The organism is Desulfobacteraceae bacterium, assembly GCA_022340425.1.
GTDB lineage: Bacteria > Desulfobacterota > Desulfobacteria > Desulfobacterales > JAABRJ01 > JAABRJ01.
This window is the reverse complement of sequence record JAJDNY010000174.1, coordinates 1-11,313: the sequence shown is the minus strand read 5'-3', so window position 1 is coordinate 11,313 and position 11,313 is coordinate 1. Positions and strand designations below refer to the sequence as shown.

9 protein-coding genes are annotated in these 11,313 nt (G+C 58.0%); 4 read left to right on the top strand and 5 right to left on the bottom strand.

The window, feature by feature from the left end; all coding sequences use genetic code 11:
- The 4 genes from LJE63_15775 to tadA form a co-directional block, all read left to right on the top strand.
- On the top strand, positions 1 to 3,707 hold a 3,707-nt coding region (locus tag LJE63_15775; GenBank protein ID MCG6908062.1), incomplete at its 5' end, for a hypothetical protein.
- 17 nt (positions 3,708 to 3,724) lie between these two features.
- A complete protein-coding gene (locus tag LJE63_15770) occupies positions 3,725 to 4,090 on the top strand; it encodes a hypothetical protein (protein ID MCG6908061.1) in 366 nt (121 codons plus the stop codon).
- A 111-nt stretch (positions 4,091 to 4,201) separates the two neighbouring features.
- On the top strand, positions 4,202 to 4,726 hold the full coding sequence (locus tag LJE63_15765; GenBank protein ID MCG6908060.1) for a DUF4124 domain-containing protein: 525 nt from the start codon (positions 4,202 to 4,204) through the stop codon (positions 4,724 to 4,726).
- Between the two features lie 154 nt (positions 4,727 to 4,880).
- Positions 4,881 to 6,713, top strand: coding sequence for a Flp pilus assembly complex ATPase component TadA (gene tadA, locus LJE63_15760; GenBank protein MCG6908059.1), 1,833 nt, complete (start codon positions 4,881 to 4,883; stop codon positions 6,711 to 6,713).
- A 177-nt stretch (positions 6,714 to 6,890) separates the two neighbouring features.
- Here the strand turns inward: tadA and LJE63_15755 are convergent, their stop codons facing one another.
- The 5 genes from LJE63_15755 to LJE63_15735 all read right to left on the bottom strand — a co-directional run.
- Positions 6,891 to 7,910 (bottom strand): LysM peptidoglycan-binding domain-containing protein, encoded by a 1,020-nt coding sequence (locus LJE63_15755; GenBank protein MCG6908058.1) that lies wholly within the window; start codon positions 7,908 to 7,910, stop codon positions 6,891 to 6,893.
- 195 nt (positions 7,911 to 8,105) lie between these two features.
- Entirely contained in the window at positions 8,106 to 9,761 is a 1,656-nt protein-coding gene (gene groL / locus LJE63_15750) for a chaperonin GroEL (protein ID MCG6908057.1), read from the bottom strand.
- A gap of 37 nt (positions 9,762 to 9,798) precedes the next feature.
- Positions 9,799 to 10,086, bottom strand: a complete 288-nt coding sequence (gene groES, locus LJE63_15745) for a co-chaperone GroES (protein MCG6908056.1) — start codon at positions 10,084 to 10,086, stop codon at positions 9,799 to 9,801.
- 262 nt (positions 10,087 to 10,348) lie between these two features.
- Entirely contained in the window at positions 10,349 to 10,624 is a 276-nt protein-coding gene (locus tag LJE63_15740; protein MCG6908055.1) for a zinc ribbon domain-containing protein, read from the bottom strand.
- A 171-nt stretch (positions 10,625 to 10,795) separates the two neighbouring features.
- On the bottom strand, positions 10,796 to 11,313 hold a 518-nt coding region (locus LJE63_15735; GenBank protein MCG6908054.1), incomplete at its 5' end, for a hypothetical protein.

The window sequence follows — 11,313 nt, the reverse complement described above, 5'->3', positions numbered from 1 at the left end:
GGAAATCCCAGTGGTCCGAGTACAACACCATGTTTTACAACCCCACCTCAACTTACGTACCCTGGCCCGCAGTGCACGCGCTCCTGGGATACGGCGATGCGGATGGCAATGCACCGCTTACCGCGCCGCGGTCCAACCCGGCCCGCAGCTACACATTTGACCTGGAAGCTCAACCCTACCTCGTGTTGAAGGGCGGGGGCATTCGGGTTACCCTGACCCGCGAAAACGACGGCAGCTCCACCTGCGCCGACGGGGTGCGGTTCGTCAAGGTCGATGGCGGCCAGACGGTCATCGTCGACAACGAGAGCCCCAGCGGCTTCGAGATATCCGGCAGCTGGCCGGTCTCCTCCGGCACCTATGGGTATTATCCGGCCATTTCAGGGTTTTCCGCCAACTCCGGACATTCCCAATACGCCAACACGGCCGGCGCCGTGGCCACCTGGAAGCCGAACCTGCCCGCCGCCGGCCAATACCGGGTGTATGCCAGTTGGACACGGGCCGGAACAAGAGCCTCCAATGCGCCTTATCGCATCTACAACAACAGCGGCGCCCTTTTAGGTACCGTGCGGGTGAATCAGAACGACAGCAGCCTGGACGGGCAGTGGAATCTTCTGGGAACTTATACCTTCAATGATGTGGCTGCGGCCGGCGATCGGGAAATCCACCGGGCGCATTACTACCTCCAGAAAAACGGCAACACCTACCTGGTGGAACTGGACGGCGATATTCACATCTTTCCCTTCGTCGACACCAACAACAACGATCGCTTGGACTACGGTGAAATTGCTCCCCGGGGAGCCCATTTGTCCCAGGCCGCGGCCCTGGCGCTGGGGGTCTGGCCCCTCAACGTCGACGGCAGCCCGCGCACTTACACCCAGGAGCGTCAGAACTTCGTCAACTGGTATTCCTACTACCGGCGGCGTATTTTGACCGCCAAGGCGGCCGTGTCTCAGGTGATCGCCAACATGCATGACGTCAATATTGGTCTGCACACGATTCATGAGCGCATCGCCCAGGAGGTTATTCCCGTCGACAAGAGTGACGACCTCAGCGACACCAGCCAGGGCAAGGGCCGGCTCCTGAATATGCTATACACCGCCGGCAGCACCAATCCGCGTTACATCGCCAGCGGCGGCACGCCGCTGCGGTTGGGGCTCAAACGGGTCGGGCAGTATTTCGATGAAACCGACACCGCTACCGGCGGTATCGGGGCTTCACCCTACGTGAGCTTTGACGACGGCGGCGCCTGCCAGCAGTCGTTTGCCATCGTGATGACCGACGGCTACTGGAACGGGGATTCCCCTTCGGTGGGCAACAACGATAGCGACGGTTTCTCCAACACCTTGGCCGACGTGGCCGCTTTATATTACAACAAAGATCTCTCGAGCCTGGCGGACCTGGTTCCGACCCACGGACTGGACCAGAACCGGCAGCAGCACATGGTGACCTTCGGGGTTTCCTTCGGGGTCATCGGCACCCTGCCGGCGGACTACTGTTCGACGTCACCCCCCGAGGACTGCGTCTGGAATAAGGACCCAGCCGTCAACGATCGGCATAAAATAGACGACTTGCTGCATGCCTCACGCAACGGCCGCGGCGACTTCCTCAGTGCGGGCAATCCCGAGCTGCTAGTGGAAGCCTTAAACGCTATCAAGCAGAAGATCGAGGAGCGCATCGGAACCGGCGCCTCGGTGGCCATCAGCTCTCAGGAACTCCAGACCGGTACGGTGCTTTTCCAGGGGCTGTATGACGCCAACAACTGGACCGGCGATATCAAAGCATTTGAACTGGTGTCCCAGGAGGAGGCCGAAGCCGATCCCAGCCTCACGGTCGGGGCGCTCAAGCCCACGGCCAAGTGGTCTGCTGAAGACCAGCTCAACCACCGGGATTGGCAAACCCGCCAGATCATCACCTGGAACGGGGCAAACGGGGTGCCCTTTAGAAAAGACGCCCTCGATCTGAACACCGCCCTGCTGCCCCATCTGGATGCCAACCTCGATACGGCTGGGAAAATGTTGGATTACCTGCGCGGCGAGACGGTAAACGAGCAGCCAAACGGCTTGGGTTTCAGGAGCCGCGGCAGCAGGTTGGGCGACATCGTGCACTCGGCACCTCTGAAAAATGGCGACACACTGTACGTCGGTGCCAACGACGGCATGCTGCACGCCTTTGACGTCGAAACCGGTGAGGAGGTCTTTGCCTACGCTCCGCGCTTGGTGTTTAAGAATCTAAACAAACTGACCGTTCCCAATCCCAACTATGCCCACACCTATTTTGTGGACAATTCGCCCTATGCCGGCAAGGTCGGCGACAGAACTTACTTGGTGGGCGGTCTCGGCAAAGGCGGCAAGGGCTATTTTTGCCTGGACATCACCGCCAACGCCAACGCCGAAACCAACGCCAACGGGATCGTCAAATGGGAGTACCCCAATCCCAGCAGCACGCCCGACCCGGACAATGTTTATGACCCGTCCGATCCGGTTTTTGCAGACCCGGACTGGGCGGACCTCGGCTACAGCTTCAGCCGGGCCTTTATCTTCAACTCCAACGCCGGCGGCCCCTTCGTAATTTTCGGCAACGGCTACGACAGCTACAACAAGAAGGCGGTTCTTTTCATCCAGAATGCCTATACCGGGCAGCTGCTGGCCAAAATCGACACCGGCGCCGGCGGTTGGGGACCCGACGGCATCAAGGATACCGCCGATGACCAGTGCAACGGTCTTTCCACACCGGTGCTGATCGACCACAACCTGGATGGCATGGTGGATTATGCCTATGCTGGCGACCTTCTGGGCAATTTGTGGAAATTCGACCTCACGGCCAACTCCGCCATGCTCTGGAAAGTCGCCTACGGCACGGCCGGTGACCCCCAGCCCCTTTTCGTGGCCAAAAACCGGGAAGGGCACCGGCAGCCCATCACCACCCAACCGGACGTGATGGCCCACTGCCGCTTCAACAGATTGGGCTATCTGGTGATTTTCGGGACCGGGCGGTATCTGGGTGACGATGACTTCACCGACAACAGCGTCCAGAGCCTTTACGGGATCTGGGATTGGGCCAGGGCCTGGGAAGTTTCCGGTGCGGACAGCGCGGGCAAGTATTTCGGTGAATTTACCCCCGGGCGCCAGCTCTCAAACCTTGCAGCGCTTGGCATCAACGCGACCCTGCAGGAACAGACCCAGATCTATTACGGCAGTTTTTTTGGGGAAAAATACGGGATTCTTAGCGACAATAAAATCAACTGGTACATCCCCAATAGTGCAACCGGGCAGCATGTGGGGTGGTTTTTCGACCTGCCCGCCACCGGGGAGCGCACCGTCCGTGATGTCATCATCCGGGATACCATCGCCATCATGGTCTCCTCCATTCCGTCCTCTTCGCCATGCAGCTCGGGCGGGTATTCCTACCTGACGGAAATGAACGCCTGCAGCGGCGGACGCACCATCAGCGCGCAATTTGACGCCAATAACGACGGGGTGATCGATTCCCGCGATCTGGTGGATATCGGCTCCTCGGCCAAATCCCAAAAAAGCTCCCTGAGCCGCAAAGAGGTGCAGGGCATGCCGCATGCACCGGCGGTGGCTGAAATCCCGGGCACCGATATCGAGGTCAAATATTTCAGCAACTCCGATGGGTCAGTCATTCCCATCAAAGAGAAAAAGATCCAACTGGGGATGTCTTCCTGGCGCGAAATCGAAGGCAAATAAACAGGGAGGGCTGTTGCTTGAAAAATTTTAATCGTAAAATCATGTTTTTCATCGGCTGCTTTCTGCTCCAACTGGTGGTGGGGTTCATTCCCTGGGCCGGGTCGGCGGCACGGGCCGATACCCTTACCGACGCCACCCCCCAACACGAGGATGGGTTCCAGGTTGAATTTCAGGGCGTTGGGGTCATCGATCGGATGGGGGCGGGTGAGATCGTCATCGACGACTCCTTTTTCCGGTTATCTCCATCGGTTTCCTTTTATGGTGAGGGTGGGGAGCCTATGAGCAGCGGATCGTTTGCGGCGGGGACCCCGGTGGGCTACGAACTCGAGGGTGAGCGGGTGATTCGCTCTCTCTGGAAGCTGCCGGCGCCGCAAGCGCAATAGATTTTGGCAGTCGCGGTGGCCTGGAGACGGTGGGATTCGGTTTAAACCCGAGGGCCGTCACCAGGCCACCCGTCGCTTTGGCTGATCGCCATTTTAATCGCTGGAGGCGAGATGTTTCTCAAAAAATTCATGATATGGGCTGTATTGGGTCTGCTGCCGGCCTGCGGCTGGGCGGGGTACTACCAATACCGTGATGCCAGCGGCGTCGTTCACTTTACCGACGCCATCGAGGCTGTTCCTGAAAACCAACGCGTGACGCTTCAGGTCCATCGCGATCTCGGGGATACGGCATCGCAGCAAAAAATCATCGGTGCGGTCCCTGCCGTTGCTCAGCCCCAGGACAATCCAATTGGGCGCCCGGAAGACACCAACTCCTTGGAGACCCGGCTGAAAACCCTCAAAAGCGAGTTGGACGCGGCCTATCGGGAGATTGCCGAGGTCAAGGAAAGGCTTCCACTGGTTCAGCCTGCCAGCGATGATCCGGCTGCGATCGATTACGCCCGCCAAGTCCGTGATTTAAACGCCCGGATTGCCGCCTACGAAAACACACGGCAGGAATATGAAACGGGCGTCAAAGCCTTCAACCGGCAGATTCAAACCGCCGCCGACGGGCCCACCGTTTCTGAAAGACCCTAAACGGCAGTTGGGATCCAAAGCGCCCGGCGCCGGGCAACCCCGCGCTTTTCGAACCGCGCTCGCTGGCGGTGGCGCAGGGGTTTTTCAGCACAGTTGCGCAGTCGGCACGCGGTTTTAAGGCGGTCGGATTCACCTCTCGGGAGACCAGAACTCTATGCAAATCGACCTCAGCAACCCACTGTCGGACGCCAGCGTCTGCAAAGCGCTCTTAAGCCAGGGGGTGCTCTCCCGCGATCAGGCAAAAAGAATCCTCGGGAGAAAGGAGATCCTCAAAAAACGGCTGGCGGACCGGCTGGGGCGCAAGGAGGACGGCAACGGGTCCGGCGTCAATGGTGAGTCCTGCGCGGTGGACATCATCACCTTGCTCACCGCCCGCAATCTGGAGCGCTCCGGCAATGCCTGCATGGGCCTGGATGAGGAGGTGGTGTACAAGGCCTTGGCGGCCCAATGGAAAATCCCCTACCGCAAGATCGATCCCCTCAAACTGGATTTAAACCTGGTTACGACGACCATCCCCCGCTCGTTTGCCCGCAAGCACCTGGTTCTGCCGGTCGAGATCCAAAAAGACACCCTGATCGTGGCCACCTGCAACCCGTTCAACCTCGAGGCCATGGATGATATCGCCCGCGTGCGAAACCTGCGGATCAGTCCGGTGGTGACCCCGCGGGCGGATATCATCAAGATCATCAATGAATTTTTCGGGTTCAAACGCTCCATTATCGCGGCGGAAAACCAGTTTTCCTCCCCCCTGGTCGATTTGGGCAATCTCGAGCAATACGTGCGGCTGAAGTCGGTGGAGGAGCTGCCCTCCAACGATCAGCACATCGTCAATGCGGTCAACCATCTCCTGCTCTATGCCTTCGACCAGCGTGCCAGCGATATCCACATCGAGCCCAAGCGGGACACCACCCTGGTCAGAATGCGGATCGACGGTGTCCTGCACACCGTCTACGAGTTGCCCAAAAAGGTCCACTTCGCCATTGTCAGCCGGATCAAAAACATGTCCCGACTGGACATGGCCGAAAAGCGCAGACCCCAGGACGGCCGCATCAAGACCGACAAGGGCGGGGAGGAGCTGGAAATCCGGGTATCCACCGTGCCGGTGGCCTTCGGCGAAAAGGTGGTCATGAGAATCATGGACCCGGACGTCTTGTTCCAGGATCTCGACCGCCTCGGGTTCAGCCCGACCGACATTGAACGCTACAGCAAAATCATCGGCAAACCCCACGGTATCGTGCTGGTCTGCGGGCCGACGGGCAGCGGCAAATCCACCACCCTCTACTCGACCCTGCGCAAGTTGTCGACCCCCGAGATCAACATCACCACCGTCGAAGACCCCATTGAAATGGTTCACGAGGATTTCAACCAGATTGCGGTGCAGCCGGCGGTCAACATCACCTTCAGTTCGATTTTGCGCAATATTCTGCGCCAGGACCCCGACATCATCATGATCGGGGAAATGCGCGATCTGGAGACCGCCGAAAACGCCGTCCAGGCCGCCATGACCGGCCACCTGGTGCTCTCGACGATTCACACCAACGATGCGGCCTCCGCCATCACCCGCATGATCGATCTCGGGATTCCGTCATTTCTCATCCAGGCCACCGTGGTCGGCATCGTTGCCCAGCGCTTGGTGCGCAAGGTGTGCGAAAAATGCGCGGAATCCTATACGCTTGGCGCCGAAGAACTGCTCCGGATGGGGCTTGCCGTCGCCAAAAACTCCATGGAGGAGGTGAGCCTGCGGCGCGGTAAAGGCTGCCAGCGCTGCCGCGGGACCGGCTTTTTCGGCCGCACCGCTGTTCACGAGGTGATCCCCTACACGGACGCCATCCGCCGCTTGACCACCCCCGAGGCCGATGCCCACGCCATTGCGGCCGAGGCGGTCCGGGAGGGCATGGTCAGCATGCGGGAAAGCGCCATTCAGAAAATGCTGGCCGGGATTACAACGGTCGAGGAAGTGCTGCGGGTGACGTGGGAGAAGGTGTGAAGCCCGGACGGGAAGGGGGCTGAGGCGGTTGGGTCAGGTTCCCGGAGGTGTGGTCATGCCGGGGTTTTTCTTTTCGGATAAATGACAGACCCCCTTTGGGCAACGGTTCACCAAAGGGGGCCTGTCATTATTTTTGGGGCGGCGCCTGTCCTGGCCTGGACGTCCTACCGGCCGTCTTCAGTGGTGCACGGTGCGAATGGGGAGTCCCGCTTGAATGTTGCGCCGGGCTTCGGTGATCAGAACCGTGGCGGTGGTATCCTCGGCATGCAGCACCAGGCATTTCCCAAAGTCATCGGCCGGCAGCGCGATCACATCTTTGGACTGGGGATCCATACGGCAATACTGCTGATCGTAAATGGCATACACCTGCCCCGGTTGAATGCCGTCGTTGGCCCCCTTGTCGATAAAGGCGATGGTGTTGTCGCCCATTTCCACCGTGTTCTCCTCGGAGATGATCAGCTTGCCGGTCATGTCGGGCGGGCTTGCCTGAAGTTTGAGTTCTGAGGATCGGTCCTGGTAGGGGATCAAATGGTCGTTGACGCGAATTTCGCGGTACACCCGGACGATTTTACCCACCGCAATGTGGGCATTGGACTGGGTAATTTCAACGACGCCGGTCATATAATGCTGGAACCCTATTTTCTGGCGGGTCTTTTTTTCGATCAGGGGGTTGAAAACACGGTAGGTGGTAAAAAGCGATCCCACCGCAAGCGGGGTATCGGCCGCCTGCTTGATGTAGACCAGATCATGGGTGCCGGCGATCATTTTGTCTTCGGCGGTTTTAAATATGGTTCCGAAGGGGGTCATCGGCTCTTCACGGATAAAGCCGATCCGGTCCATCCCGTGATAGGTGAAAAATCCGGCCCGGTTCAATTGGCCGGAGCCGTCGCTCGCGGTCGCGGGGTAACCGTCACGCCATCGGCCCTGAAAAAGGCTGATCCGATCCCCGGGAAAAATCAGGTGGGGGTTGGGGATCTGGGAATTTTCTTTCCAGAGCTCTGGCCACTGAAATGGGGAGCCGAAGAAACGCTCGGATAAGTCCCAGAGAGTGTCTCCTTTTCTGACCGTGTAGTAGTAGCCGGTCTCCTGGGCGAGTGCCGGCGCCTGAGGCGCCGCGGTCATCGCCTGGGAGTGGGAAAAGAGGGTGGAAAGGATGAAAACGCTGCCCAAAACGCTCAACAGTCTTTTTTTGAACATCGATTGCTCCGAATTTTCAGTGGTTAACCCTGGGGTCTCTTGTCGCCGGTTCATCAAAGTTAGTATCGGAACATCTGAAGTAAACTTGACTATGGGGCCGTGTCATTGTGCGTTCTAAATGAAAAAAGCCTGCACGCTGATTCGCGTGCAGGCTTTTATGGGGTGCTTTTGCCGTGTGTCTGTGATGGAGGGGGGCTACATCATGCCGCCCATGCCACCCATACCGCCCATGCCACCCATGCCGCCGCCACCGGCCCCCGGCATGGCCTCGGATTTTTCTTCCGGTTTGTCGGCGATCATGGCCTCGGTGGTGAGCATCAGGCCGGCCACGCTGCCAGCGTTCTGCAGGGCAAAGCGCACGACCTTGGTCGGGTCGATCACGCCGGCCTCAATCAGGTCTTCGTAGACGTTGGTTTCAGCGTTGTAGCCGAAAGCCCCTTCGGAGGCCTTGACTTTGTCGATCACAACCGAGCCTTCAAAACCGGCATTGTTGGCGATCTGCCGCAGCGGCTCCTCGACGGCGCGCATTACGACCTTGACACCCAGCCTCTGGTCGGCTTTGATCTTGATCTTGTCCAGCGCGGCCAGGCAGCGCACCAGGGCCACGCCACCGCCGGGGACGATGCCTTCTTCTACCGCCGCGCGGGTGGCGTTCAGGGCGTCTTCAACACGCGCTTTTTTCTCTTTCATTTCCGTCTCGGTGGCAGCACCGACGTTGATTACGGCCACCCCGCCGATCAGCTTGGCCAACCGCTCCTGGAGCTTCTCACGGTCGTAGTCGGAGGTGGTCTCTTCGATCTGGGCGCGGATCTGCTTGACGCGGCCCTCCAGCGCACTGCGGGCTCCGGCGCCGTCAACGATGGTGGTGTTGTCTTTGTCGATGGCGATCCGTTTGGCCTTGCCGAGATCCGTCAGGGCCACGTTCTCCAGTTTAATGCCGAGGTCCTCGGAAACCACCTGACCTCCGGTCAGAATGGCGATATCCTCCAGCATGGCCTTGCGCCGATCGCCGAAGCCCGGAGCCTTGACGGCCGCGACCTGCAATGTGCCCCTGAGCTTGTTGACCACCAGAGTGGCCAGGGCCTCGCCGTCGACATCCTCGGCGATGATCAACAGGGGTTTGCCCATTTTGGCAACCTGCTCGAGAATGGGCAGGAGGTCTTTCATGCTGCTGATTTTTTTCTCGTTGATCAGAATGTAGGGGGAATCGAGGGACACGACCATCTTCTCAGGGTCGGTCACAAAGTAAGGTGAAAGATACCCGCGGTCAAACTGCATGCCTTCAACCACCTCCAGGGTGGTCTCCATGCTTTTGGCCTCCTCGACGGTGATGACGCCCTCTTTGCCGACCTTGTTCATGGCCTCGGCGATGATGTTGCCGATGGTTTCATCGTTGTTGGCCGAGATGGTACCCACCTGGGCGATTTCACGCTGGTCTTTGGTGGGCTTGCTAATTTTTTGGAGTTCCTTGACGGCAACCTCCACCGCTTTTTCGATTCCGCGCTTGATGGCCATGGGGTTGTTGCCGGCGGCAACCAGTTTCTGGCCCTGCTCGTAGATCGAGCGCGCCAGAACGGTGGCCGTGGTAGTGCCGTCACCAGCCATGTCCGAGGTCTTGCTGGCAACTTCCTTGACCATCTGGGCGCCCATGTTCTCGAATTTGTCTTCCAGTTCGATCTCCTTGGCCACCGTGACGCCGTCCTTGGTCACGGTGGGGGAGCCCCAGGACTTGTCGATCACCACATTGCGGCCTTTGGGGCCAAGGGTGACCACCACTGCATCTGCAAGCGTTTTGACACCCTTGAGCATCGCCTCGCGGGCTTTCATGTCATACTTAATCTGTTTTGCCATTTCGATATTTCCTCCCTTTATATAAGTGTGAACCGAGTTATTCGATGATGCCAAGCACATCGTCTTCGCGCATGATCAAATATTCCTCACCCTCAACCTTCACCTCGGTGCCCGAGTATTTGCCAAACAAGATGCGATTCCCCTCTTTGACCTCCATCGGAATGAGTTTGCCGTCATCGGCCACTTTTCCCTTGCCAACCGAGATCACGACTCCCTCCGCGGGTTTTTCTTTGGCGGAGTCCGGAATGATGATACCGCCCTTGGTTTTGCTCTCCTCCTCAACGCGTTGAACGATGATGCGATCCTGCAGTGGTCTGAGTTTCATTGCTTCTTTTCTCCTTGGTTTTGTGTTTAGATTCTTTGCCGAAAGGCTTTTGTTTGGGGTGGGGGAGGGCGCCCGTTGCGCCCCGAAACACCGCCATTTAAAATGTGAAGTCAACCTGTTGCCGTTTGAGGCGGTTTTGTTTAGCTTTTCAGGTGGTTGCTGCGTATCTCCGTCTGAGTCAAACCATCTTTCTGAAGACGAAATCTCTGTTTTCAGGGACTATCCCTGCGCTTTTTTAGTAGTCTTACAGGGGGGTGTCACATCATGCTTTTTTGGGTGCGCTGTCGCTTGATGCAGCCTTCTCAGTCGGTTTGGATTCCGACTTTTTTTCGGCGGCCGGGGAAGAGGAACCTTTCGTGGACTTGGCGTAGTCAGTAACGTACCAGCCGGTTCCCTTTAGGTGGAAGCTGCTGTGGGAGATAAGCTTGCGAAGCTTGCCGGAGCATTGACTGCACGTCTCAAGCGGTTTATCGGAAATCCTCTGAAAAGCTTCTTGGATGTGACCGCATTGGGTACATTCAAACTCATAAATTGGCATTTATTACCTCCGGGAAAAAAATCTTTATAAATCCTCTAGTTGTGCTTTTCCCTGAAAAACCTGGCCAAATATATTCAGTTGATTCGGGTTGTCAAGGCGACCGCAAAAATTTTTAAGGCCGCGGGCGCATGGTTTCAACTGGAGGCTTTGGGCGGGCGCGCTCCCGGGCCGTCAAGGGCTGGCTAAGCCCTCGAAGGGTTTGCGCCATTCCTTGAAATAGGCCAACACCGGTGACAGATCCGTGCAGCGGATGGGGGTGAGAATCAGATGGGTGATGGTATGCACGCGGGACTCCTCGGCCAGTCGTTCTTCGGCAGAGGCATCGAAATTCTGCAGAAAGGTGTTGAACCGCACAACATGAACCAGCTCATGGGTCACGATGTAGAGAATGAAAGGAAAGAGCGCGAGCCCCGGGGCCTTGGCAAGCGCCTTGAGGATGTTGTGGTCCTGCAGACAAATCTTGTAGAAGTCATAGGCCGCCGAGCCCAGCTCTTTGCCCTCGCGTTTGCCCTCGTAGCGGACGATTTGGGCGAATGGCTCCGCCACGATTTCGCTGGAGTTCAGAGACGCCAGGGTTTTGACGTCATATTTGAGCCGCAGCCATTGATTGGTGGACATCTTGAAATGGTTGCTGACCAGCTCCTCGGCCAAGGCAATCGCATTGTTGACGATGCTGAGATCTTCGGGGG

Coding starts and splice junctions, on each gene's coding strand:
- LJE63_15755 (MCG6908058.1), bottom strand. CDS start 7,910: ATGTTCAAAAAAAGACTGTTGAGCGTTTTGGGCAGCGTTTTCATCCTT.
- groES (MCG6908056.1), bottom strand. CDS start 10,086: ATGAAACTCAGACCACTGCAGGATCGCATCATCGTTCAACGCGTTGAG.
- groL (MCG6908057.1), bottom strand. CDS start 9,761: ATGGCAAAACAGATTAAGTATGACATGAAAGCCCGCGAGGCGATGCTC.
- LJE63_15765 (MCG6908060.1), top strand. CDS start 4,202: ATGTTTCTCAAAAAATTCATGATATGGGCTGTATTGGGTCTGCTGCCG.
- tadA (MCG6908059.1), top strand. CDS start 4,881: ATGCAAATCGACCTCAGCAACCCACTGTCGGACGCCAGCGTCTGCAAA.
- LJE63_15740 (MCG6908055.1), bottom strand. CDS start 10,624: ATGCCAATTTATGAGTTTGAATGTACCCAATGCGGTCACATCCAAGAA.